Raw genomic sequence first — 25,081 nt, 5'->3', positions numbered from 1 at the left:
GAAAACAGTATAACGCTTCGACATCTTTTTTTCACGCGCGAACTGAGCCGCATTTTGCAGGAACGGCGGACAACGTTTATAATTTTGTTCGCCAAGGTAAAGGTCGTGAATCGATTTTATGGGGAGGAAAAGCGCGTGACGGAAAGCAGGGAGGATGAAAGGACGGTCAGTCCCGAAGCTTACTTGGACGGACTGTTCGACGAGGACGCAGACCTGGTTCGCGTGAGAGAGTCGATCCGGGAACGGGGAATGCCCGATATATCGGTTGCGCCCGGATACGGCCGACTGCTGACGATGCTGGTCGCCGCGGCCCGCTGCAAGGCTGTGCTGGAGATCGGCGCGTTGGCCGGCTATAGCGGCATATGCCTGGCACGAGGCCTGAATGAAGGGGGCAAGCTGACATCGCTCGAATTGAAGCCCGAATATGCCGAACTGGCGACTGCGAATATTGCGGAAGCGGGCTACGGCGGTTGCGCGGAAATGATCGTAGGGGACGCGCTTGCCTCGTTGGACAAGCTCATGGCATCAGGACGGCGCTTCGACTTTTTTTTCATCGATGCCGATAAGGAAAATTATCCGAACTACCTGGAGCGAGCGATCGGCCTTGCAGCGCCCGGAGCGATAATCGCAGCCGACAATACGCTCCTTAGAGGGCGTACGTTAAACGACGCGAAGCAAGGACCGGCCGTTCAGGCGGTACGGGAATTTAATCGCCGTCTGGCGACCGATCCCCGCCTGCTGGGCACGCATTTGCCTTCCTACGACGGACTCGCGCTGTTTATGGTCCGCTAGCCGCGTCGGCAGCTCCTTTAGCGAGCGAGCTTCGCGCCCAGAGCGAGGTGCCGAGCAGAGCGGCGGCGGAGATTAGAAAGAGGCCTTCGATGCCGATATAGCCGGACAGAGCGCCTCCGAGGACGGGGCCGATCATGTTGCCGAGCGCGACGGCGCTGCTGTTGAAGCCGAACGCCATGCTCACTTTGTCGTCGGGCGTATGGCGGCGAATAAGCGCGTTGACCGTCGGGATGAGCCCGCCGACGAAGCAGCCTAGTAAAAACCGGCAGACGAGGAGTTGGCCTACGTTCGCCACGAATGCTTGCGGAATAAAAAGGAGTCCGGCGCCGAGCAGCGAAAAGACGAGGACGCGCGTAGCTCCTTTCCGATCGCTCAGTCTTCCAAGAACCGGTGCGCTTATCATATTGGAGAAGCCCGTCACCGAGCCAACGAAGCCGGCCCAGAAGGCGAGATTCTCCGAAGTCCCGTGCAGGTGCTGCACGTAAATCGGAATGAGCGCCATCGGGCTCAGCATCGCGAACTGGATGAGGAAGGTGACGGAGAAAAGCGCCGGCAGCTGACGAATGGCGGCAAGCTCCTTTAAGCCGGAGGCTAAGCTGGCTTGCGGAGCGACGCGGGCGGCGGCCCGGTCGAAACGTTCGCGCACGAGCAGCCACGAGAGCACGGAGGCGGCGAACATGAGCGATCCCGTAATATAGAAGATCGGCCGGAAGCCGAACGTATCGGCCATCAATCCGCCGATTAGCGGGCCCAGGATCGTGCCGGCGGTGCCGCCGGATTGCAGCGTGCCCATAGCGAAGCCGATCTTTTGCTTGGGTGTCGAAGCGGACACGAGCGAGACGGCCGCAGGAGAGTAGCCGGAGATGATGCCGTTCGCCATGCGAAGCAGCAGCAGATGGAGCGGCGTCGCCGCGAAGCCCATCAGCACCATGACGATCGACATGCCGAATCCCGAGCGCAGCAGCATCACTTTTCTTCCGTAGCGGTCGGACAACTTGCCCCACAGCGGTTGAAAGAAAAAAGAAGTGACGAAATTCGCCGCAAAAATGAGCCCCGCCCAGACGCCGATCTCATGCTCGCCGACGACGCCAAGGTCCTGCTGCAGATAGAGAGACAGAAATGGCGTGATCATCGTCATGCCGGCCATCACCAGAAAGTTTCCGAGCCACAGCACGGCCAAATTGATTTTCCAGCGTTCCAATCTCGCACCTCGCTTCTTCTTCACGGGAAATTTAACGGTTGTCAACGGATTGTCATAAGGACACGAGGGCTTTAGGTTGTGGCATTCGGACAAAAAGGGCATAATAAAACCGAATGATCGATTATTGTTCGGGACCCATCCTATTACATAAAGGGGATACTGCAATATGAATGACCGCTTCTTGCGCGCGTGCAGGCGCGAGCCCGTCGACCGGGTGCCCGTCTGGTATATGCGCCAGGCCGGAAGGTACGATCCCGAATACCGCAAAATTAAAGAAAAATACAGCTTGCTTGAGATTTGCCGGCAGCCGGAACTCGCAGCGGAAGTGACGATGATGCCCGTGCGCAAGCTCGGCGTGGATGCCGCGATCCTGTATTCCGATATTATGAATCCGGTCGCTTCCATCGGTATCGACTTCGACATCGTCAAAGATATCGGGCCCGTTATCGACAATCCCGTTCGCTCGGAAGCCGACGTGGATCGCTTGAAGCCGATCGATGCCGAGCGGGATTTGGGACATGTCCTCGAGACGATCCGCATCCTGAGCCGGGAGCTCGACGTGCCGCTGATTACGTTTGCGGGCGCGCCATTTACGCTGGCCAGCTATATCGTGGAGGGACGGCCTTCCAAATCCTATATTCGAACCAAGGCTTTGATGTACGGCGAGCCGGCCGTTTGGCACAAGCTGATGGGCAAGCTCGCCGATATGGCCGCCGCATACTTGCGCGCGCACGCCGCTTCCGGCGCCCAGGCGGTGCAGTTGTTCGACAGCTGGGTAGGCGCCCTTGCGCCGCGGGATTTTGCAGAATTCGTGCTGCCGCACGTCGAGAGCATCTTCGCGCAGACGGCGGATATCGCCATTCCGAAGATTTACTTCCCGGGCGTGAGCTCCGGCGAGCTGCTTCCTTATATGAAAAGCTTGCAGGCCGACGTCATCGGACTCGATTGGCGCGTTTCCATTGCCGATGGCCGCGCGCGGACCGGCGGCCGATTCGCCGTTCAAGGCAATCTCGATCCGTACGTATTGACCGCGCCGCAGGAAGTCATTCACGCCAAAGCGCGCGCGATTTTGGACGAGGGCATGCGCGAGCCGGGCTTTATTTTTAATCTGGGTCACGGATTGTTCCCGGAAGCCTCGCTCGAGAAGTTAAAGGCGCTTACCGACTACGTCCACGACTATACCAGCCAGAAGCTGGCATCGGAGGTATCCCTATGAGCGTTTCCGCCCATGCGCCGATCGGCGTCCTTGTCATGTCTTACGGCACGCCGGAGAGCCTGGAAGGCGTCGAGGCTTATTATACGCATATCAGACGGGGACATCCGCCGACGGAGGAACAACTGGAGGATCTGACCTCCAGATACCGTGCGATCGTAGGCGGCGTTTTTCCGCTGCGGGAAAATACGAACCGGCAGGTTGAGGCACTGCAGCATAGATTGGACGAGCTGGCGGGCCAAGGACGTTATGTTTGTTATCAAGGATTGAAGCACGCGTCGCCATTTATCGAAGATGGTATTGCGGCCATGTCCCGCGACGGCATTGAGCGAGCCGTGGGTATCGTGCTGACGCCTCAATATTCGTCGATGAGCGTCGGCGGATACTTGAAGAGAGCGCGGGAAGCGGCCGAGCAGCACAATATCGCCTTCGCGGGCGTGGAGAGCTACCATCTTCATCCTGTGCTCATCGAAGCCTTGGCTGATCGCGTCAATGCCGGACTGGACCAGGCAGGCGTATCCGCCGCCGAAGGATTGGTGTTGTTCAGCGCGCACAGTCTGCCCGCACGTATTCTCGAAATGAACGATCCGTATCAAGATCAGCTGCTTGAGACGTCGAAGGCGGTCGCCGAAGCCGCGGGGATCTCCCGCTGGCAGTTCACGTGGCAGAGCGCAGGACAGACTGGACAGCCCTGGCTCGGGCCGGACATTCTGGAGACGCTGAACGGACTTGCCAAGGAAAACGTCAAGTTCGTGCTCGTGACGCCGGTCGGATTCGTATCCGACCATCTGGAGGTTCTGTACGATATCGATATCGAGGCAAAACGTCATGCGGCGGGGCTCGGACTTGACTTGGAGCGTATTCGGATGCTCAATGACGATCCCAAATACATGCAGTCGCTCGCGGATTCGGTTATCGGCGCTGCCGGCCGATTCGATGCGACGAGCGATAACGCCGGAGCGATCGAGGCATGAGCGGGGAGCGTTCGCTTCGAATCGCGATCGTCGGCGGCGGTCTGACCGGTTTAACCGCCGCCTTCTACGCTTGCCGGCTTGCAGACGAAGCCGGAATCAATGCGAGCGTTGTCCTGTTTGAATCCTCGGAGAGGCTTGGCGGGAAAATCAATACGCTAAGGCGCGACGGATTCGTGATCGAGCGAGGCCCGGATTCCTTCCTTGGACGCAAGCTACCGATGCTGCATCTGGCCAAGGACCTCGGGCTGTTGGACGAGCTGGCCGGTACGAATCCGGCCGCCGTAAAGACGTATCTCGCCCATGGCGGCAAGCTCCGTCCGATGCCCAAGGGTCTAAATCTAGGCATCCCGAACGACCTCGGCGCATTCGCTCAGAACTCGTTGGTGTCGCCGCACGGCAAGCTGCGGGCGCTCGACGAGCTTCGATTGCCGCCTAAGGCGGCCGACGAAGATGAATCGGTAGGCCATTTCCTAGAACGACGGCTCGGTCGCGAAATGGTCGAAGCCATCGCCGAGCCGCTTCTGGCGGGCATACACGCCGGAGATCTATACAAACTCGGGCTGCGGGCGACATTTCCGCAGTTTGCGGATATGGAAAGCAAATACGGCAGCGTCATTCGGGGCATGATCGACGCCAAACAAAAAGCGCCAGCGGCCGGCGCGAAGGCTGCAGCCGCAAGATCGGAGGCTGTCGGCGGTTATCCGATTCCGCCAACCGCATTTCTGACCTTCCGCCAAGGATTGTCCACCTTGATCGAATCGCTTCAAGCGAAGCTCCAGGCGTATCGTTGCGATATGCGGCTTGGTCTTGGCGTCCGTTCCCTGGAGCGATCGCAGAACAATCTCAATTCGTCCTCGGACCCAATGTACCAATTGCGCCTGGACGATGACTCCGTATACGAAGCCGATCGCGTGCTGATCGCCGTGCCGGCATTCGCGGCGGCCGGTTTGCTAGGTCCGCATGTCGACATTTCCGCTCTTGCGCGAATCGATTACGTTTCCGTTGCGAACGTCGTGCTTGGCTTCGACGCCAAGGATTTTGGGCACAAGCTGGATGGCTCGGGCTTTTTAGTGCCCCACTCCGAGCGCCGGACGATTACGGCTAGTACATGGACCTCGGCCAAGTGGCAGCATACGGCACCTAACGGAAAACGTCTGATTCGCTGCTACGTCGGTCGTGCCGGCGACGAGTCCGCTGTCGATTGGCCTGATGATCGCCTTGTCAAAGCCGTTCGTCGCGATTTGGAAGAACTGATGGGACTCACCGCAGTGCCCGAATTCGTAGAGATCACCAGGCTTCGCCGTTCAATGCCGCAATACCCGGTCGGTCACACTGGCGCTATCGCAGACTTGCGTGCGCAACTCGAATCTTCGTTGCCCGGCGTCTACGCAACCGGAGCGCCGTTCGATGCGGTAGGATTGCCAGATTGCGTTGAAATGGGCAAAAATGCGGCGATCCAAATGCTTCGTCCGTAATATAACAACCAGCCGCCTCGCGTTTTCGGTGAAGCGGCTGGTTTGATTTTATTTCCACAATAACCCATCCTGAAAAGGCACCTCTTATTTTCAACTTCATGCCATTATCCCCGTCGCTCAGGAAACAGGTCTGGATGCTCTTCAATCATTCCTGTCGCTCAGGAAAAGGTTTTGATGCTCTGCAATCATCCCCGTCGCTCAGGAAAAGGTTTGGATGCTTCGTAACCATACTCATCGTTTAGGAAATAGGTTTGGATGCTCCGTAACCATCCCCCTTGCTCAGGAAACAGGACTGGATGCGGTGCAAGCACATCCAAAGACATTACAAACAGAATGCACGCTCTCTACACGGCATACCAATATCTCCGTCTCACTATCCTCGCGAATAAATTACTCAACTGTACATTTTTTAATGACAAGGCCAAAATCAGGCTCCCCATCGGGACAAATGCGCACCTCTCCAACGGGCTTTGCTTCCGAAAACTAACCAAGGTACCTGGAGCGTAGGTTTAAATGCGATAAGCTCCGGATAGGTGACAACCGGTGAGTTCGCGCACCAAGCGAGGGTGTCTTGAAAAACAGGGACTTCTCGATAGGAACAGTTGAGGCGATAGGCAAATTCGTTTAAATAGCGCTGCAAGTGCTTGGCGCCGATGCCGTTGAACGTCAAATTAAGCCACGCGTTAAATTGGCGGGCGACCAGGCTCAAAGCGGAATGATTTTTGCGATAACCGAAAGTTTCGGGCTGGGAACAGCAATCGGTATGCTCTTCGTGAAAGGCTTGGATACCCTCAGATTTAATGAAGCGCTTGTTTTCGTGAACATGACTCGGGTGAGGTTGCTTGATCTTGATATAAGCGGGCGAAGCTTCATCGTTAAAAGCAGCGCCAATCAGCAGCGGTTGACGCGCATCGTCGAAAGTCGGGTCACCATAATAGCAGCGATCGATATGGACATTGCCGGTTAGCAAGACGGAAGCGTCGGCTTCGGACATGGCATTTCTGATCTTATGGGCCATCAGCCAGGCGGTCTTGTAGGTGACCTGAATTATACCGCTGAGGCGAAGCGCGCTGATGCCGTCGGTCCGTGATAACAAATAAATGGCATAAAACCATCGGGTCAGGGGAGTGCGACTGCCCTCCATAACCGTACCGACAATTAATGAGGTCTGGAGCCGGCATGAAGCGCACTCGTATAAAGGCAGACGTCGCGTCGATATTTCATAATATCGGGCACCGCCGCACGCCGAGCAGCGAAATCCGTCCGGCCAGCGCGCCTTATGCAACGCGTCGATGCAGGCTTTCTCCGTGCCAAAAGCGGCAAGGAACTCGTCATTTGTCATCGGGGCATCCATTATGGCATCGTCGCTCCTTTAACCGCGAATCGACATTCTTCTAAAATAAATTTTAACAAACATACGTTCTTATTTCAATATAAAAATTCCAGGTAAATGCTAAATTTTATAACGCGACCGTGGGGGTCACCGCTTTTTCTGAGCGACGGGGATAATGGTGTGAAATCGAAAAAAGCGGTATATAGTGCCGGCGCGGCTTGTAGACGATTTTATCCCTCGACCATACGAATGCCTGCTTAACCACGCAGCCGCCGCGACCTATAATGTGACTACGGCCCGCCTACATCCTGCTATAATGACACCAAGTAGACAGATGAACATTCACCCTAACGACGGGGAAATAGGAAGGCTGGGGCCGATGAGTTTGGGCAAGCGCGTATTCACCGCATTTTTTTTCTTTATTATCATGCCGCTCGTCGTGCTCGGAACGATCTCTTATTTGACCTTTCAGCATATAACGGAGCAGAAATATTCGGATCAAATGGAGCTGTCGATGAACGCGATCGGCCGCAATTTGAACAATATGATCAAGGAAGCGAACTATTTCTCGGACTTCTGGGTGACGACGGAGGATAGCGTTGAGAGCGTGGAGCAGGCGCTTGGCGCGGGCGTGCAGAGCACCGGGGGCAAGCAAGACAAGTCCAAGGAGGCCGAGAGCGGGGATTACGAAGAGCTGCTTGAGAAACAAAAGCTTACCGGCAGGGTGCTTCTTACGTATCCGGGCATCAAGTCGGTCACGCTGTATCACGTAGACGGCAGGGTCGTGAATCTTCGGTTCGTCGTCGACGAGCCGATCCCCAGGGACGTGCTGGAGAGCAACCCCATCTATCCCGAAGTGCTGAAAAAAAACGGCGCGCCGGTTTGGATCGGTCCGAACGAGGATGGCAGGCTGACAGGTGCGAACAACTTGTTTACGCAAATCCGGGTGCTGCTCGACATCGATACGCTTCAGCCGAAGGGCGTGCTCGTGATGCGCTTCGGGATGACCGAGCTGGCGCGGACGTTTAACTTTTACAATACGGAAGGGGACGGCGACAGGCGTTATCTCATCGTCGGCCGAGGCGGCGTCGTTGTATACGACAGTGCGGGAAAGACGGAGGGTCAGTCGTTCGCGGTGACAGACCCTGAGGGCAAGCTGGACATGTCGCGCAACTTCCAAACCCGGAAGATGATGTTCGACGGGGAAAAAAGCCTCGTATCCGTGCATAACTTAGGCGACATCAAACGCCTCGGTACCGGGGACTGGACGCTGGTTACCGTGACGGATTGGGGATATTTGTCGGGGGATCTCGCATCGATGCTCCGATACGTCGTTATGATTACGATCGGCTGTCTCGCTTGCGCGCTCGTGTTCAACCTGATGTTCGTCCGACGGACCATCAGCTTTATCGTAAGCGTCGTAGGCGCGATGCGGAAGGTGGAGCGGGGAGATCTGACGACGCGCGTGCCACTGACGGGCAACGACGAGACGGTTATCCTCGCCAAGGGCTTCAACAGCCTCGTCGAGCGGGTGTCGGAGCTGCTGAACGACGTTACGCTGGAACAGCGGCGCAAGCGAAAGGCGGAAATGATGCTCCTCCAAGCACAGATCAAGCCGCATTTTTTGTTTAACGCATTGGAGTCGATCAACATTTTGGCGGTACAGAACGAAGGGCGAAAAGTGAGCAAAATGGTGCAGCGGCTGGGCAATATTTTTCGAATTAGCATTACGCAAAAGGAAGAAATCACGATCGAGCAGGAGCTGGAGCATCTGCGAAGCTACCTGGAGATCCAAAAGTTCCGCTTCGAGGAACTGTTCGAATATTCGATCGAGGTTCCGTCTGAGATTATGACGCATTCGATCTTGAAGCTCACGCTTCAGCCCCTCGTCGAAAACTGCATTCAACACGGTTTCGAGGGCATCGATTATTTGGGCAAGATTCGCGTATCCGCGGCGGTTATGGACGATAACATCGTCTTTTACGTGGAGGATAACGGGATCGGCATATCGGACGGACGGCTCGCCTTGTTTGCTTCCAGCGGCGTGACGACGCTCGAGCAGCTTTACGAAGAATCGCCGGAGACGGGCGAGAGGCGCGGAATGGGCGTTGGCAACGTCGCCGATCGGCTGCGAATTCATTACGGCGCTGGCTATGGCTTGATGCTGTGCAGCGCGCCGGGGCAGGGGACGATCATTAAGTGCGTCATACCAAGCATGTCGGGGGGCGGCGAACGTGAGATTAAAGGCGCTGTTGGTGGATGACGAAATCAACATTTTGAAAAATCTGCAAGCCGTTATTCCTTGGGAGGAGCTGTGCGTCGACGTCGCGGGTACGGCCAAAAACGGCGAGGCGGCGCTTGCGCTCGCGCGCGAGCATTCGCCGGAGCTAATCCTGTGCGACATCCGCATGCCGGTCATGGACGGCATTCAGTTTCTCGAAGAGCTCCGCGAGATGGGCTCTGACGCCGAGGTGATCATGATGACGGGGTATCAAGACTTCAGTTATGTCCGCTCCGTCATTCGGTATGAGGTGAAGGATTATATTTTGAAGCCGCTCGATTACGACGAACTGGGCCAGACGATAAGCAGACTGGCTGACGGGATTCGGGAACGCAAGGCGGAGCAGCAGAACATTCAGCGCGAATGGCACCAAGTCTTTCACCTGGCCTATGAAAAGGTACTCTACGACGTGCTGATGGACGTAGGGGGCGGCTCGGCCAAGCCATTCTTGAAGCAGCATGAGCTTTCGGGCGGCGACTTGTCGTTTGCGATGCTGCTCGCAGACGTGGCCGATTACTCGCAGAAGGAGCGCAATTGGGACGAGAAGGAGCGCAAGCTCTGGAATTTCGCCGTGCATAACGTGCTGCAGGAATATTTGTCGTCGCTGCAGATTCCGTACACCGTCTTGCAGGTAAGAAGCGGGGAATGGTGCGTGCTGATCGAGCGCATGCCGGCGGAAGCCTTCGACAGGGGGCAGTGCGAGGACTGGAGCTGTCAGCTCCGGGAAGCAGTCGAGCGGTACCTTAAGATTCAGATCCGGGTGGCGCTGCAGCCTGCGCCGGTATCGCTGGAGAAGCTGGCGCGCGTTTATAAGAATTTGCAGCGCTCGCTCAGCCTGAATGCCGGAATGGACGACGCGATCATCGTACCCGAACGAACGAAGGCGCATTCGGAGCATTCGCAGCGATTGTGGGACCGGATCGAGGAGATGGTCACGGGTCTCAAGCGCTGCGACCGCCGCAAGACGGAAGGCGCGCTGCGAGAACTGAACGAAAGCTTCCGTCAGCTTCCGGACGCTTCTTACGAGCGCGTTCAACCGATCTTGCACTATCTGTGTCTCCACCTGCTCCGTGAAATGCGTTCGATGGACGTTATACAGGCAGAAGACGAAACGGTTTTTTGGAAACAGCTTGACCGCAACCCCGGCATCCGCGAGACCTTGGCCGTCATTAACCGGCTGGTGGACCGTTCGATCGACAATGTGATGAAAAAGAAGACGAGCGACGTCCTGATGCTGTCGGCGCGCGATTATATCGAGCGAAACCTGTCCTCGGAACTCAGCATCGATGCGATGGCCGAGTATTTAGGAATCAGCGGAAGCTACTTCAGCTTGCTGTTCAAGCAGCATTTCGGAGAGACCTTCGTCGAGTATGTCACCAAGCAGCGGATGGAAATGGCGAAGTCGATGCTCGCCATCAGCGACAAGAGCATCACGGCGATCGGCCTGATGGTCGGTTATGCCGAGCGGAGGTATTTCACCCGGGTGTTCAGCAGGTATACCGGGTTTCTGCCTTCCGAGTACAGAGAGCAGACCCAAGGCAGGACGTTGGCGTCGATTCAAAACGATCGCGGGCCGTCATCGAGCATTGCGGCGAAGGAGAACAGCGATGTCGAATCTTAATAAAAGCCCGGAAGGGCTTGATTTGAAAAGCAAGGTCGGCCAACTTTTCATGTGCGGATTCAGCGGATATGAACCCACCGATGGCATTCGGCGGCTAATCGAAGAATACGGGCTTGGGGGCATCGTCTATTTCAGGCGTAACTTGAAGGACGCCTCGCAGGTGAAGCGTTTGACAAAATTGCTTCAGAGGATGGCGACGGTTCCGCCCCTGGTGTCGATCGATCAGGAGGGGGGCATGGTCGTGCGCCTGGAGGAGGGTGTGACGGTGATGCCCGGCGCGATGGCGATCGGCGCAGCCGGAAATGCCGAATGGGCTCGCGAAGCCTCGCGGATGGCAGGCGCAGAGCTGAGGGCCATAGGCATCAATATGAACTTCGCGCCGTGCCTGGACGTGAACAACAATCCGCGCAATCCCGTTATCGGCGTCCGCTCTTACGGGGAGAAGCCGCATCAAGTGGCCGAACTTGGCACGGCGGTCATTCGCGGTTATCGGGAGGTCGGCGTCGCAGCCGTCGCCAAACATTTTCCCGGACATGGTGACACGGCTGCCGACTCGCATCACGCGCTGCCTGTCGTACCGCACGGGCGAGATCGTCTGGATGCGGTGGAGCTCGTGCCTTTCCGTGCTGCCATCGCCGCCGGCGTCGACGCGATCATGACGGCGCATGTCGTATTTCCGGCGTATGAGCCCGACGGGGTGCCGGCGACGTTGTCGAAACGCATCCTGACCGGCTTGCTGCGCGAGCAGCTCGGCTACGAAGGCATCGTCGTCACCGACTGCCTCGAGATGAATGCCATTTCGGAGACGATCGGCGTCGCGAGAGGCGCCGTCGAAGCCGTCAAAGGCGGCGCGGACCTTATTCTCGTAAGTCATCGTCTCGACCGGCAGATCGCGGCGCTCGAAGCGGTGTACGAGGCCGTGCTGGCAGGGGAGATCCCTGCTTCCCGCATCGACGAAGCCGTCAGGCGCGTTTGGGCGCTGAAGGAGAAGCGAGGGCTGTTCGCAAAGACGGATCCAGTGGTCCCGGATCCTGCGCGGGCAGCGGAGACGGCGCGCAGGTTGAGTGAGCAAGCGATAACGGTCGTGAAAGGTGAAGATCGGCTGCCGCTTCGCATGAGCTCCCGTACGCTCGTCATCTGGGCGGTAGCCCGCGCGAGCACCGAGGTCGTCGAAGCGGTCGAGCAGGACTGGACGCTTGGCGCGGCGCTTCGCTCGGAAGGGCTGGACATCGCCGAGATCGCGATCGGCCTCGAGCCGACGGAAGCGGAGCGGGCGGATGTTATGGCGGCAGCCGCAACGGCGGATGCGATCGTTTTCGCTTCCTACGATGCCTGCTTCTCGCCAAGCCAGTCGGCGCTTATCCGGACGCTTAACGATTCGGCTGAAGCGACTGGGCGGGCTTTCGTTCTGGCGTCTTTGCGTACGCCGTACGATCTGCTGGAGGCTCCGGCGGTTCCCGTTTATATTTGCGCGTACGAGAACAAGCCGGCGATGATGTCCGCGCTTGCGGGCGTGTTGACCGGCAGACTGCCGGCGCTTGGACGTTTGCCTGTGACGATCGGCGATTATCCATGCAGGTGAAAGATAGCCTTTGATTGGTTTGGCCGCAGTCAGCAGAAGAGCTGACTGCGGCTTCTTTGCGTCGGCGGTCCGGGCGCCCGGTATGGACGCTTCGCCTCGGGGTTCGAGTCTATGTTATAATAACGGGCATTAAGCGATCGTCGGAGGTCTTATCTGAATGCCTTATTCCCGCGTTCAATCCAAGCAAAGAGCCAAACGAAAACGCCGCTGGCCGATCGTCGCCGTCACCGCGCTTGCCGTGGCGCTGATCGCGGCCGTGGGCGTTTACGCGGCAATCCTCGCAGGCAATGGGGGCGGCGATGCGTCGCCGTCCGCACCGCCTGTCTCAACGTCATCCGCCTCCGCCACCGATTCGGCGGACCCGCAGCCGGAGGAGGCAACTCCCACGCCGGACGAATCGTCGCAGCCTACAGAGACGCCCGATTCCGCGCCGTCGTCGGAACCGGACGACGAAGGAGAAGCGCCTGTCGACGAGGGTACGCCTTCAGCAGCGCCTTCTTCCTCTATTGCAGTGCCTGAGTCCACCCCGGAGGACGGGCAGGCTGACGATCCCGGCGCCTCGGCGCCATCGGGCGCAACCGTCACGTTAGCCTTTGTCGGCGATATTTTGCCGGCGTCCACCGTCGGCAAGCTCATCGACCAATACGGCGTGGACTACCCCTTCAAGCTGGCGAAGCCGCTGCTGGAGTCGGCCGACATCGCGGCCGGCAACCTGGAGGCGCCGATCACGACGCGCGGCACGCCTGCGGAGAACAAGCAATTCGTATTTAAAGGCAAGCCCGAGTACCTGGCCGGACTCAAGAACGCCGGACTGGACGTCGTCAGCCTTGCCAACAACCATACGCTCGATCAGGGCTGGCAGGGGCTGAGCGACACGATGGATGCGCTCGACGACATCAAGCTTAAGCATATGGGATCGGGCGCGGACGAAAAAGAAGCGTTCGAGCCCGTCTACATCGAGCATAACGGTTTGATGGTCGCTTATATCGGCGTTTCCAACGTCGTGCCCGAGGGCTCGTGGAAAGCCGGACCCGACCATCCAGGCGTCGCCGAGACCTATGATACGACCCGGGCCGTAGCGGCGGTCAAGAAGGCGCGCGAGCTCGCTGACATCGTCGTCGTGATGGTCCATTGGGGCAACGAGCGGGCGGATACGCCAAAAGACGCGCAGTTCAATGTCGGCCATACGCTGATCGATGCGGGCGCGGACCTGATTATCGGGAGCCATCCTCATGTGCTGCAGGGCTTTGAAGCATACAAAGGCAAATGGATTGCATACAGCCTTGGCAATTTCGTTTTCACCACGAAGCAGGAGTACTCCAAGACGCAGGATACTGGCGTGTTGACCGCGACGTGCGCCGCGGACGGCAAATGCCAGCTGAAATTCGATCCGATGTATGCCAAGGCTTCGCAGCCGGGACCGATGGAGCCCGAACAAGCCAAAGTGCTGCTGGCCAGATTAAACAAAGTGTCTTATCGCGCGACCGTCGATTCGAACGGCCGCATTACGGCTAAGTAATCGGAGCATGGCTAATCATTCGTGGTCGTCTCCCAATAACAGCTGCGCGCCCGCGTCAGAACGAAAGGACGAATCGCATGTATGTGACTGAAAAGGCCGCCCTGCATCCCTGCGTCGCGCATCGCGGCTGGTCGGGCGCCGCCCCAGAGAATACGATGGCTGCATTCAGACTGGCCCTTAGCGAGCCTGCGGTACAGTGGATCGAGCTGGACGTACACCTGTCGAAGGACGAGATTCCCGTCGTCATTCACGACGCGTCGCTCAAGCGGACGACCGGCGTCAAGACGAAGGTGGGAGACAAAACTGCGGCAGAGCTGGCCGCGCTGGATGCAGGCAGCTGGTTCCACCGCATGTATGCGGGGGAGGGCATTCCGACGCTGGCGCAGGTGCTCGAGCTGACGGCCGGCAGATGCAGGCTCAACATCGAACTAAAGGATGGGGAGTCGGACAAGGAACTGCTCGCGCGCAAGGTCGGAGAGCTGCTGCAAGCGAAGGGGCGCGAGGAAGATTCGATCTTGACGTCCTTTGACCATGCGCTGCTGCTCGCCGCGAGACGTCATGCGCCGCGCACGCGAACCGGGCTTATTCTGGACAAACGGCCTTCCAATATTGCGGCCGTCCTTGAATCGCTCGGCGCCAAGGTGCTGTCGATTAACCACAAATATGTAAATGTCGCGCTGCTCGCGCAGACCGAGGCCGCCGGCATCGAGGTCATGGCATGGACGGTGAACGAGCAGCGGGAGCTGAACAAGCTGGCGGACTATTCCCAGTCTTTTCAGCTGTGCACGAATTACCCGGACCGCTGGCTGGCGGCCGTTAGATAAGGAGACAGCAGCATGACGAATCCCAGCTTAGCCGATTACCGCAACATTTACTGCGTCGGACGCAATTACCGCTTGCACGCAGCCGAGCTCGGCAATGCGGTGCCGGCTTCCCCGATGATATTCACCAAGCCTTCGCATGCGGCCGTGCGGTTGGATGGAGCGCGCTTATCGCTGCCGGCCGACCGCGGCGCGGTGCATTATGAAGCCGAGCTTGTCTGGATCGCAAGCAGGCACTATGAACCCGGCATCGCGCTCCATGAGCTATGTTCGCATTTTACGGTCGGCCTTGACCTGACGCTGCGCGACGTGCAGGACGACCTGAAGGCGAAGGGCTACCCGTGGCTTGCGGCCAAGGGCTTCCGCCATTCCGCGCCGCTTGGCGGCTGGCTGCCTTATGAAGCGGAGGCGGAGAAGCAAGGACGAACATTCGCCATGCGGCTTAACGGCAAGGAGGTTCAGCGCGGCGATGCGAACGACATGGTGTTCGATCTTGCCGCGCTGACCGCGCATGTCGGCAGCCTGTACGGCATCGGCCCCGGCGATCTGCTCTTCACGGGAACGCCGGCTGGCGTGGGCAGCTTGTCCGAAGGCGATGCGGTCGAACTCCAGTGGGGTGACGACACGATCGGGACAGGCACGTTCAGCCTCTAGCTTGAGAAGCCTCCTTTTGCGCTACGGTGCGAAGGAAGGCTGCAATCGGAGATTTTTAAAGGACGCGATACCGGACGAGCGCGCATGAAGGCGCATCCCGGCGCGTCCTTTGGCTATTTTAGGGCTACTATAGAATTGTATCCCCTGGTTAGGGGTTTGACGTCCTTACATACCGGCCGATTCATTCTACAATAAAGAAGTCAAATCAAACCAAATCGAACCAAAACTTGGGAGGGTCAACGAGTGAAAAAGAAACTGACTTCCGTATTGGCTGCATCGGTCGCCATGTCCGCGGTGCTGGCAGGTTGCGGCGGCAACAACGATAACAATGGCGCCGCGTCGCCTTCGGCAAGCGAGTCGGCAAGCCCCAGCGCTTCGGCATCAGCGTCCGCGTCGCCTTCGGCCAGCGCTTCCGAACCGGCGAAGGTCGAGAACTTCACGGTCTCCCTCCGTCACATTCAGATCGGCGAGCCGCAAAAATTCCGCAAAGCGATTCTCGACGACGTCGTCAAAATGACGGAAAGCGAAGTGCCCGGCCTGAAGTTCGAACTCGACGGCGTCGAAGACAACGTCAACCGCTTCACGAAGCTGCCCGCCGAGATGGCCGCGGGCAATTCGCCTAAAGTATTCTCGCTGTTCGGCGGCGCGGGCGACGCGCAAAAGTACGCCAAAGCCGGACGTCTGCTCGATCTGACCCCGATTCTTGACGAGCTGGGCATCAAAGACAAGTTCCTGAACGTCCTCGACTCCTTCTCCGTAGACGGGAAGGTATACGGCCTGCCGATCGGCGGCAATACCGAAGGCATTTTCTACAACACCGAGCTGTTCGCAAAATATAACTTGAATCCGCCGACCACGTGGGACGATCTCATCAAAGCGGCCGATACGCTGGCGCAAAACAAAGTCACGCCGTTCGCAGTCGGCTCCAAAGGCGCTTGGGTTCCCAATATGCTCGTGAACACGCTGATCGGCCGCGTCGCGGGCGAAGCCGCCATCCCGGGCTTCAAGTCCGGCGAAGCCAAGTGGAACGCTCCGGACGTCGTAGCGGCCTACCAGCTGTACGCCGACTGGGAGAAGAAGGGCTACTTCACGAAAGGCGAGCTGGGCAAGGAATACGGCGACATGCTGAACGACTTCGTCGCAGGCAAGGCCGGCATGATGTTCGACGGCTCCTGGCGCAATTCCGCGTTCAAAAACGACGCAGTCGGCGCGGCGATCGCGGGCAAAGTGGCTTATGTAGCGCTTCCGGCCGTTCCGAACGGCAAGGGCGACCAGACGGCCGTCAACGCCAACTACGGTGAAGGCTACGGCTTCTCCGCCGACCTGAACGACAACGAGCTCGCCGCCGTCAAGGCGTTCATCAAAAACATGTATTCGGATGAGATGCAGCTGCGCGGCCTGCTCGAGGACGGCGTATTGCCTTCGATGCAGCTGTCTGACGCGTCCATCGCGCAAGTGACGGACCCGCTGCTCAAGCAAGTGCTCGACGTGCTCAAGTCTGCCGGCAAGACGTTCCCGCACTTCGACTCAGTCGTGCAGTCCAAGGTTTACACCGAGACCGAGACGCAGCTGCAAAAGCTCATCGCAGGCAAGGCAACGCCGCAGCAAGTGGGCGACGCCATTCAAAAAGTACAAGACGCCGAGAACGCCGCCGCGAAGTAAGCTGCAGGCGACAGCGAAGGAGAAGCGCCGCCCGCCCAGCGTGGGCGGCGCTTTCTCTTCGCCTTAGAAGATGGCGGGGGAGGCTCCGGAATGAAAACGACGTTAAAAAATCCCTATGTTTATATGCTGTTCGTCGTGCCTACGGTCGCGATGTACTTCCTGTTCTTTATTTATCCGACGATCACTTCGTTCGTGTTCGGCTTCACCGACTGGGACGGACTGAACCCCAGTCAGTTCATCGGCCTGGACAACTTCGTCAATGCCTTCAAGGACGCCGAGTTCCGCAGCTCGATCTGGAACAACCTGATCATCCTGCTGTTTTCCTGCTGCATCCAGGTGCCGCTCATCATTATTTTTTCGCTGCTGATCAGCAACGTCAAGCGGTTCCAGGGCTTCTACAAGACGACCGTGTTCATGCCTTCGATTCTTTCGACCTCGATCATCGGGATCTTGTGGGGCTATATTTACGATCCGGACGTGGGTTTGCTCAACAATTTTCTGAATCTCTTCGGCATCGATCCGATCTATTGGCTGGCCGAGCCCAAGTGGGCGATGTTCTCGATCCTTCTGACGAACGCCTGGCAATGGATGGGCTTCTATATCGTTCTTATACTGGCCGCGATCCTCGGCATTCCGAAGGATATCGACGAAGCGGCCATGATCGACGGGGCGACCGGCGTCCAGCGCGCCTGGTATTTGACCGTGCCGCTGATCCGGCCGATCATTAACGTCGTTATCATGCTGTCGATCGCGGGCGCGCTTCGCGTCGTCGACATCGTTCTCGTCATGACGAACGGCGGACCAGCGGGCAGCACCGAGGTCATGGCCTCCTACATGGTGAACAAAGCGATTAAGTACGGCGATTACGGCTACGGCTCCGCGCTCTCCATCATCATTTTCGTCATCGCGCTCATCCTTACCGCGCTGTATCAGCTGCTCATCGCGAGAAGACAGGAAAGGATTGAGTACTGATGCCGGTCGCCGTCAAAAAAACCATTCCGCACTTTTTCATGGTCGTCTACGTCGTCATCATTCTCGTGCCGTTCCTGTTCGTGCTGTTTTCCTCGCTCAAAGCCAACAATACCGAAATCGCGCTGCACCCGTTCGGCTTGCCGAAAACGTGGGTGTTCGAGAACTACAAGGAAGCCTGGATCAAAGCGAAGATCAGCGTTTACTTCTTCAACAGCTTGTACCTGGCCGCGAGCGCGGCCGTCGTCGGCGTACTCATGGCCGCCGCCACGGCATTCGCCATGGCGCGCATGAAGCTGACGCGGATCAGCAAATGGATCTATCAGCTCGTGCTGGTCGGCATGCTGATTCCCGGCAACGTGCTGTTTATCGCGCAGTACTTCCTGGTCCGGGACCTTCACATTCTCGATACGCACTGGGCGCTGTTCCTGCCCTACACGGCAGGCGCGCTGCCGTTCAGCGTGCTCCTGCTCGTCGCCTTCATGCACAACATCCCGCACGAGCTCGAGGAAGCCGCGACGATCGACGGGATGGGCGCGATCCGGATGTTCTGGAAGATCATCCTGCCGCTGACGATTCCGGCGCTCGTCACCGTGTTTATCGTGAACTTCCTTGGTAATTGGAACGAGTACCTGCTCGCCAACTTCTTCATCAGCCGAGACGCGCTCCGCACGCTGCCGACGGGCATGGTCGGCTTTCGAGACGCCTTCCAGACCAACTACGCGCTCGTCTGCACGGGCATCGTATTCAGCGTGCTGCCGGTGCTGATCCTGTATTCGTTCCTGCAGCGGCAGATCATCGAAGGCCTCACCGCAGGCAGCGTTAAAGGTTAATGGTTAAAGGTTAAAGGCGCTTGGACGCAGTTCCGCTCCTCCTGACAGGCCGTCTCATTTGCCTTCCTCCTCTCCGCTATGACAAAATGGAGGGACGGAGGTGAGCCGAGATGGCGACGTCAAACAAGGTTTATGCCTTGCAGCCGGTCGTTGACGCGAATTCGCGGATTCTTTTTCTGGGCAGCATGCCGGGGACGGCATCGCTTGCCGCGAGCCGATACTACGGGCATGCCCGCAACCACTTTTGGCCGATTCTCTACAGACTGCACGGCGCAGGCGCGCCCGAGGAGTCTTATGAGGATCGGCTTCGTTTTGCGTTGGCGCACGGATGCGCGCTCTGGGATACGATCGCGGCTTGCGAGCGGGAGGGGAGCCTGGATGCCGACATCAGAGAAGCCGAGCCCACGGATATCCCGGGTCTGATGCTAGCTTATCCGAACATCGAGCTTATCGTATGCAATGGGGGGAAATCGTACGATACGCTTGCCAGGCACCATGGCCAAGATCCGGAGGTGCAAAGGCGCGTCGTGCTGAAGCTGCCCTCGACCAGTCCGATTCCGACAAGGCAGCACAAGGGACTCGAGGAGAAGGCCGAGGCCTGGATGGAGGCGCTGAAGCCGTTCGTTGAGCCGCGGCGTGATTCATGAGACGACCACACGTCTAACCATCTAACCGTCTAACCGTGTAATACCTATCGACCCGTTTAGCCTTACCGGCTAGCCGGCCTCTTCGTTCATGCCGTCGTTCAACCTGTCGCGGATGTCGACCAGCTCGCTGAGCTTGTCGAAAAAGACGTCCACGACAGCGGGATCGAAGTGCCTGCCGCGCTCCTCGCGGAACAGCTTCTCGATGCGTTCGAGCGGCCATGCGGCCTTGTATACGCGCTCCGCGCTAAGCGCGTCGAACACGTCGGCAACGGCGGTGATCCGGCCGAAAATATGAATGTCTTCGCCGGCGAGCCCGTTGGGGTATCCGCTGCCGTCCCACTTCTCATGATGCTGCTCCGCGATTATCGCGGCAGCGGCAAGCAGCTCGCGGCGCGAGCCCTTGAGCAGCTGATGGCCGATCCGGGTATGCGACTTGATGATATCGTACTCCTCGTCGGTCAGCTTGCCCGGCTTGTTCAGCACGGCGTCGGGAATCGCGACCTTGCCGATGTCGTGCATCGGTGACACGTCGCGCAGCGTCTCGGCCTCGCGGTCGCTCAGCCCGTATGCCTTGGCCAGCGCGTAGGAGTATTCGGCGACGCGCCGGACGTGGTTGCCCGTCTCCTTGGACCGGATCTCGCCGATCTCGCCCATCGTGGAGATGATCTCGCGCTGCGTATCCGCGATTTCCTGGTGCAGCATGACCGACTCGAGCGATTTGCCGGCATAGGAGGCGGCAAGCGATAACAGGTTCATGTCGTAATCGGTGAATTTGCCGGCTTCGGTCATCTTATTGATCGCCTGATAGGCGCCGATCGTCTCGCCGTCGTTGTTCCTGAACGGGATCGTGATGATCGACTTCGTCTGGTAGCCCGTCTTGCGGTCGTTCTCCGCATTGTGACGAGGATCGTGGCGGGCGTCCTCGATGATGACCGGTTCGCCGGTCGCGATGGCATGTCCGACAAGGCCCGAGCCGATCGGGATCCGGATCTCCTTGACGCCGTGAGCGACGGTCGTGTACAATTCGCCGCTTGCTTCGTCGATGAGCCAGACCGTACAGCGGTCGGCCACGATCATCTCGCGCCCCATATTCGCCATTAGCACGAGCACCTTGTCCAGCTTGGATTCGCTCGAGATTTTGGCCATATATTCGAATATAATGGTCAGCAATTGTTCGGACGTCAAGTCTTTCCGCTGCATCCTATCCCTCTCCCCGTCAACTTTCCGTGTATCTATTCGTGTCGATAGGGCTCGATTCCTGCCGAGTTTTGGTTCGAAAGTATAAAAAAAGAACACCCGCGATCGGCGGGCGTTCCAAAGTCGCATGCACTGTAGGCCTTATTTCTCTGTTAACTGCTCCATTTGCTCGATCAATCCTTCGAACACGCTGAGCGCCTGCTCGATCGGGGCTGGCGTGGACATGTCTACGCCGGCTTTTTTGAGAATGTTGATCGAGTAGTCGTTGCCGCCGCTCTTCAGGAATCCGAGATAACGGTCGACCGCCGGCTGGCCTTCGCTCAGGATCTGCTTGGCGAAGCTCGTCGCCGCCGAGAAGCCCGTCGCATACTTGTACACGTAGAAGCTCGTATAGAAGTGGGGGATGCGCGCCCATTCCATCTCGATGTCCTTGTCCACGACCATATCGGTGCCGTAGTACTTGACGTTCAGGTCGTAATAGATCGCCGACAGCTCTTCGGGCGTGAGCGACTCGCCGCTCTCGGCCTTCGCGTGCACGATCTTCTCGAACTCGGCGAACATCGTCTGGCGGAACACCGTCGTACGGAACTGATCCGCGTAGTACGTGAGCAGGTACATTTTTTCCTTGGGGTCCTTCGATTTGTCCAGCAGGTAATCCATGAGCAGCGCTTCGTTCAGCGTAGAGGCGACTTCCGCGAGGAAAATCGTGTACTGCGCGTCGCGGTACTCATTGCTCTCGTCGGAATAATACGAGTGCAGCGCGTGTCCCATCTCGTGCGCGAGCGTGAACATGCTGTTCAGGTTGTCCTTGTGGTTGAGCAGCACGTACGGATGCGTGCCGTAGGCGCCCCAGCTGTAGGCCCCGCTGCGCTTGCCTTCGTTCTCGTAGACGTCGATCCAGCCCTTGTCGAAGCCTTCCTGCAGCACCTTGCGGTAGTCGTCGCCGAGCGGCTTCAGGCTGTCGAACACGGTCTTCTTAGCGTCCGCGTAGCCGATATCCATGTCGAACTCGTCGACGAGCGGCGCGAACAGATCGTACATATGAAGCTCGTCGACCTTGAGCAGCTTTTTGCGCAGCGCCATGTAGCGGTGCATGAGGGGCAGATGCTCGTGAATCGTCGAGATGAGGTTGTCGTAGACGCTCGCCGGGATGTTGTCGCCGAAGAGGGACATCTCGAGGGCGGACGGATAATGGCGGGCATGCGCGTAAAACAGGTTTTTGGTCACGTTCGCGTTCAACGTCGCGGCGAGCGTGTTGCGCCATTTGCCGTACGTGTCGTACACCGCCTTGAAGGCCGCCTCGCGCACGCCGCGATCGCGGCTTTCGAGGAACTGGATGTACCGGCCGTGCGTCAGCTCGACTTCCTCGCCTTTATCGTTTTTTACCTTCGGAAACTTCATGTCCGCATTGTTCAGCATGCCGAAAATCGTAGTCGGCGCCTGAGACAGGTTGCCGACCTGGGCGAGCAGCGACTCCTCGCTCTTGGAGAGCGTATGAGGCTTGCGCCGCAGCATCTCCTCGAGCGTACGCCGGTATGTAGGCTTGAGCGAAGGATCCGCGACGATGCCCTCGAGCGTCTCCTCGGAAAGGCTCAAAATTTCCGGCGTAATATAGGAAGTCGCTTCGCCGGCCTCGACGCTCAGCTTTTTGGCTTTCTCGGAGAGCGCTTGGTACTTCGAGTCGGCCATGTCCTCATGGCTCCGCATGTTCGCGTAGACGTAGAGGCGTTCCGTGAGAAGCGACAGCTCGTCGTCTTTGGCGAAGCAGGCGGAGATCGCCGCAGCGTCGTTCAGTTTGCCTTGGTAGGACGAGATCTCGCCGATCTGCGCGCGCACTTGCGCGTATTCGCGGTCCCAGGCAGCCTGGTCCGGGTATATGTCTTCCAGATGCCAGCGGTGTTCGGCGGGCACTTCGCCGCGTTTGAGCACTTCGTTCATCTTGGTTAGCCTCCTCGGTACGTTGGATTCGCCGCGGGCCTCGGCCTGCGCGATCGTTGTCTTGCTGCCGCCCCGCGGGGCGGCCTCCCCGGGCTGCGCCTGCGCGCATGACGCGGACAGCATCGCAGCCGAGAGCAGCGCGGCCAGCGGCTTCGCGGATATTCTCATCGGACGGACCTCCGTTTAGCAACGAATGGCAATCCGACGTAGTATATCCTGACTTCGCGCGCTTCATTAAGACGGCTTTATGCGCTGCCTGCCGAGAAAAATGCGTAAACGATCAGAAAAAAAGCGAACGCCACGAGCACCAGCGAGACGGTCGCGAGACCTCTGCGGAGCTTGGCCGGCACGTGGTCGCGCTGCCAGATGAGCACGGCTGCGAGCCCGAATGCCGCGATGGCGTAGATCAAAGTAGCGCTGTAGTCCATGTAGTCGCGTCCTCCTTTCCAGGCGGCCGGCGCCTAGACGTTGCGCAGGCTGTTCATGACTTCGGCCAGCTGCTGCTCTCCGCCCGGGAAGTCTTCCGCGACAAGGTGCCTCTCGGCCCAGTGCATCATCTCGGGGCGGCTTAGGAACTTGTGGCACTCCTCGCCCCACTGGTCCGAAATCTGGCGTACGACAAGCGTCTTGCCCTGGACCTCCACGGTCAGCATGTTGTAATGGTCGTTTTTGTAAATGACGTGCTTGGCGAACATGGTTAAAGCCTCCCGTCCGGCAATTGTTGCGCCGATTCTGATACGGCGAAGCCGTTATTCATGACTATAGAAGAGATGAAGGCAGAAATCAATGTCGACCCGCGGCCCGACGGGAAAAACGAGTCTCAAGGTAAGGATTGACAGCCGCCGTGCAGGGTGGCAAAGTAGGGTTAACCCATAGGGGCCGAAACTTAGACGAGAAGAGACGAGCTTGACGAGACGAGAGGAGATTCGCGCAACATGGAGAAAAAGCCTGCATACCCTCAGACGGGGGTCGCTTCGACGTGCCGTTCTTACGAGGAATACGAGCGGATGTTCGGGATCGAGACCGACAAGCTGACAGGAAAAAAAGTGTTGGACGTGGCAGGGGGCGCATCTTCGTTCACGGCGCGGCTCTGCGCGCGCGGGATTGACGCCTATGCGGCGGACCCTTTCTATGCGGGGGACCGACAAGCGGTCGTCGCTCTGGCGCGAAGGGAGATCGAAACGTCCTCCGCCAAGGTCGCCGCCATGTCGCAGGTGTACGATTGGAGCTATTACGGATCGCCGGAGCGCCATAGACGCATCCGCGAGGCATCTCTGGAATCCTTCGCCGTCCATTTTCAATCGGAAGCGGACGGAGAGAGGTATCTGGCAGCGTCGTTACCCCGATTGCCTTTCGAGAGCGACACCTTTTCGCTGATTCTATGCAGTCATTTTTTATTTTTGTATGCCGACCAATTCGGCGAAGCCTTCCACGAAGCGGCGCTTCGCGAACTGCTTCGCGCGGCGATGCCCGGAGGCGAGATACGGATCTACCCGCTAGTTACGCTGGCCTGGGAGCCGGTATCTTATCTGAACAGGCTGCTGGACATTCTGGCGGCTGACGCCGAAGCGTCGTTCGTTCCGAGCGGCCTGCCTTTTGTGCCCCTGGAGAGCAGCGTGCTGGTGCTGCGCAAAAAGACGATACGTTCGGAACGATAATCGGACAAAATGAGACATAAAATTCACATATTGCATCTTGACAAGGTTTCGGCTATAATAATGTCATTCGCCGATTTACGGCGAGATTTTTAGGAGGTTTTTCATTTGAGAGGAACAGTTAAGTGGTTTAACGCAGAGAAGGGCTACGGCTTTATCTCGGTAGAAGACGGCAACGACGTATTCGTGCATTTCTCCGCTATTCAAGGCGATGGCTTCAAGACCTTGGACGAAGGCCAAGCGGTAGAATTCGAGATCACCGACGGCAACCGCGGACCGCAAGCAATCAACGTCGTTAAGCTGTAAGCACCGCCTGCGCGGCCGCTCATTATAGCACGACAGCCTATCGAAGAGCCTCCGGCCGATGCCGGAGGTTCTTTTTTTGACTTTTAAAGAAGTATATAATAATGGGTCTGTTTCTTCAGGCGGCGATTCTTGGACCGGCAAGCGAACGATTGGCGTGCCAAGCTATTCGGATGTTCGGCAGGGCGATAAAATAAATGCAATCGTACATGAATTTCCTACCGATTCGCGACACATGATGAAATGCCTGCAAATATGCAGGCAAAATCAATGCAATTGCCGGAAATCGGGCTGAAGGAGGAAAATAACTGCGCTTTTGCAGTTATCCTGTTTAAAGGGGCCGATATCGGCGGAAATAGATGTAGATTTGCAGGCATTGCGACTAGAGAACAACGAGGGCGACGATAGCCC

General features: G+C 58.0%; 22 protein-coding genes. 16 read left to right on the top strand and 6 right to left on the bottom strand.

Annotated features, from left to right (window positions below):
- Nucleotides 1–135: 135 nt before the first annotated feature.
- Complete coding sequence (locus tag ACFOTD_RS22830; RefSeq protein ID WP_378122240.1) at nt 136–792, top strand: O-methyltransferase; 657 nt, start codon at nt 136–138, stop codon at nt 790–792.
- Here the strand turns inward: ACFOTD_RS22830 and ACFOTD_RS22825 are convergent.
- Nucleotides 779–1,993 (bottom strand): MFS transporter, encoded by a 1,215-nt coding sequence (locus tag ACFOTD_RS22825; RefSeq protein ID WP_378122239.1) that lies wholly within the window; start codon nt 1,991–1,993, stop codon nt 779–781. The genes ACFOTD_RS22830 and ACFOTD_RS22825 overlap by 14 nt on opposite strands.
- A gap of 166 nt (nt 1,994–2,159) precedes the next feature.
- Between ACFOTD_RS22825 and hemE the strand changes: the two genes are divergently transcribed.
- Genes hemE through hemG form a run of 3 tightly spaced genes read left to right on the top strand, consistent with a single transcriptional unit; the run spans nt 2,160 to nt 5,655 of the window.
- Nucleotides 2,160–3,209 (top strand): uroporphyrinogen decarboxylase, encoded by a 1,050-nt coding sequence (gene hemE, locus ACFOTD_RS22820; protein WP_378122238.1) that lies wholly within the window; start codon nt 2,160–2,162, stop codon nt 3,207–3,209.
- Complete coding sequence (gene hemH / locus ACFOTD_RS22815) at nt 3,206–4,180, top strand: ferrochelatase (protein WP_378122237.1); 975 nt, start codon at nt 3,206–3,208, stop codon at nt 4,178–4,180. Before hemE ends, hemH begins: the two co-directional genes overlap by 4 nt.
- Complete coding sequence (gene hemG / locus ACFOTD_RS22810) at nt 4,177–5,655, top strand: protoporphyrinogen oxidase (protein ID WP_378122236.1); 1,479 nt, start codon at nt 4,177–4,179, stop codon at nt 5,653–5,655. Before hemH ends, hemG begins: the two co-directional genes overlap by 4 nt.
- A 427-nt stretch (nt 5,656–6,082) precedes the next feature.
- Here hemG and ACFOTD_RS22805 read toward each other — a convergent pair whose 3' ends face one another.
- Entirely contained in the window at nt 6,083–7,009 is a 927-nt protein-coding gene (locus ACFOTD_RS22805) for a transposase (RefSeq protein ID WP_378122235.1), read from the bottom strand.
- Nucleotides 7,010–7,367: 358 nt separating this feature from the next.
- Between ACFOTD_RS22805 and ACFOTD_RS22800 the strand changes: the two genes are divergently transcribed.
- The 10 genes from ACFOTD_RS22800 to ACFOTD_RS22755 all read left to right on the top strand — a co-directional run bounded on the left by ACFOTD_RS22800 (nt 7,368) and on the right by ACFOTD_RS22755 (nt 19,577).
- On the top strand, nt 7,368–9,251 hold the full coding sequence (locus ACFOTD_RS22800) for a cache domain-containing sensor histidine kinase (RefSeq protein ID WP_378122234.1): 1,884 nt from the start codon (nt 7,368–7,370) through the stop codon (nt 9,249–9,251).
- On the top strand, nt 9,223–10,890 hold the full coding sequence (locus tag ACFOTD_RS22795; protein ID WP_378122233.1) for a response regulator: 1,668 nt from the start codon (nt 9,223–9,225) through the stop codon (nt 10,888–10,890). Before ACFOTD_RS22800 ends, ACFOTD_RS22795 begins: the two co-directional genes overlap by 29 nt.
- A complete protein-coding gene (gene nagZ / locus ACFOTD_RS22790; protein ID WP_378122232.1) occupies nt 10,877–12,472 on the top strand; it encodes a beta-N-acetylhexosaminidase in 1,596 nt (531 codons plus the stop codon). The genes ACFOTD_RS22795 and nagZ overlap by 14 nt, the downstream gene beginning before the upstream one ends.
- 157 nt (nt 12,473–12,629) lie before the next feature.
- Nucleotides 12,630–13,991 carry a CapA family protein gene (locus tag ACFOTD_RS22785; protein ID WP_378122231.1) on the top strand — a complete coding sequence of 454 codons (1,362 nt, stop codon included), beginning with the start codon at nt 12,630–12,632 and terminating at the stop codon, nt 13,989–13,991.
- A gap of 77 nt (nt 13,992–14,068) precedes the next feature.
- Complete coding sequence (locus tag ACFOTD_RS22780; RefSeq protein ID WP_378122230.1) at nt 14,069–14,815, top strand: glycerophosphodiester phosphodiesterase; 747 nt, start codon at nt 14,069–14,071, stop codon at nt 14,813–14,815.
- A gap of 12 nt (nt 14,816–14,827) precedes the next feature.
- Nucleotides 14,828–15,466, top strand: a complete 639-nt coding sequence (locus ACFOTD_RS22775; protein WP_378122229.1) for a fumarylacetoacetate hydrolase family protein — start codon at nt 14,828–14,830, stop codon at nt 15,464–15,466.
- Nucleotides 15,467–15,709: 243 nt separating this feature from the next.
- Nucleotides 15,710–17,128 carry an extracellular solute-binding protein gene (locus ACFOTD_RS22770; RefSeq protein ID WP_378122228.1) on the top strand — a complete coding sequence of 473 codons (1,419 nt, stop codon included), beginning with the start codon at nt 15,710–15,712 and terminating at the stop codon, nt 17,126–17,128.
- A 90-nt stretch (nt 17,129–17,218) separates the two neighbouring features.
- Nucleotides 17,219–18,100: a carbohydrate ABC transporter permease gene (locus tag ACFOTD_RS22765; protein ID WP_378122227.1), complete on the top strand. Its 882-nt coding sequence runs from the start codon at nt 17,219–17,221 to the stop codon at nt 18,098–18,100.
- A complete protein-coding gene (locus tag ACFOTD_RS22760) occupies nt 18,100–18,930 on the top strand; it encodes a carbohydrate ABC transporter permease (RefSeq protein WP_378122226.1) in 831 nt (276 codons plus the stop codon). Before ACFOTD_RS22765 ends, ACFOTD_RS22760 begins: the two co-directional genes overlap by 1 nt.
- 110 nt (nt 18,931–19,040) lie before the next feature.
- A complete protein-coding gene (locus ACFOTD_RS22755) occupies nt 19,041–19,577 on the top strand; it encodes a DNA-deoxyinosine glycosylase (protein WP_378122225.1) in 537 nt (178 codons plus the stop codon).
- 69 nt (nt 19,578–19,646) lie between these two features.
- Here the strand turns inward: ACFOTD_RS22755 and ACFOTD_RS22750 are convergent, their stop codons facing one another.
- The 4 genes from ACFOTD_RS22750 to ACFOTD_RS22735 form a co-directional block, all read right to left on the bottom strand.
- The gene (locus tag ACFOTD_RS22750) at nt 19,647–20,777 is read right to left on the bottom strand and encodes an HD-GYP domain-containing protein (protein WP_378122224.1); all 1,131 of its coding nucleotides are present in this window, start codon (nt 20,775–20,777) and stop codon (nt 19,647–19,649) included.
- Between the two features lie 138 nt (nt 20,778–20,915).
- Nucleotides 20,916–22,712 carry an oligoendopeptidase F gene (gene pepF / locus ACFOTD_RS22745; protein WP_378122288.1) on the bottom strand — a complete coding sequence of 599 codons (1,797 nt, stop codon included), beginning with the start codon at nt 22,710–22,712 and terminating at the stop codon, nt 20,916–20,918.
- 245 nt (nt 22,713–22,957) lie between these two features.
- A complete protein-coding gene (locus ACFOTD_RS22740; RefSeq protein ID WP_217598003.1) occupies nt 22,958–23,140 on the bottom strand; it encodes a hypothetical protein in 183 nt (60 codons plus the stop codon).
- 33 nt (nt 23,141–23,173) lie between these two features.
- Nucleotides 23,174–23,407, bottom strand: a complete 234-nt coding sequence (locus ACFOTD_RS22735; protein WP_090114816.1) for a hypothetical protein — start codon at nt 23,405–23,407, stop codon at nt 23,174–23,176.
- Between the two features lie 240 nt (nt 23,408–23,647).
- On the opposite strand from ACFOTD_RS22735, the gene ACFOTD_RS22730 reads away from it, so the two are divergent.
- Complete coding sequence (locus ACFOTD_RS22730) at nt 23,648–24,370, top strand: class I SAM-dependent methyltransferase (RefSeq protein WP_378122223.1); 723 nt, start codon at nt 23,648–23,650, stop codon at nt 24,368–24,370.
- A gap of 105 nt (nt 24,371–24,475) precedes the next feature.
- Entirely contained in the window at nt 24,476–24,673 is a 198-nt protein-coding gene (locus ACFOTD_RS22725) for a cold shock domain-containing protein (protein WP_378122222.1), read from the top strand.
- Nucleotides 24,674–25,081: the final 408 nt, after the last annotated feature.

It is taken from the genome of Cohnella sp. GCM10012308, from assembly GCF_042649185.1.
Taxonomy (GTDB): Bacteria; Bacillota; Bacilli; order Paenibacillales; family Paenibacillaceae; genus Cohnella.
The sequence above is the reverse complement of the archived record's forward strand: the minus strand, read 5'-3'. Positions and strand labels throughout refer to the sequence as shown.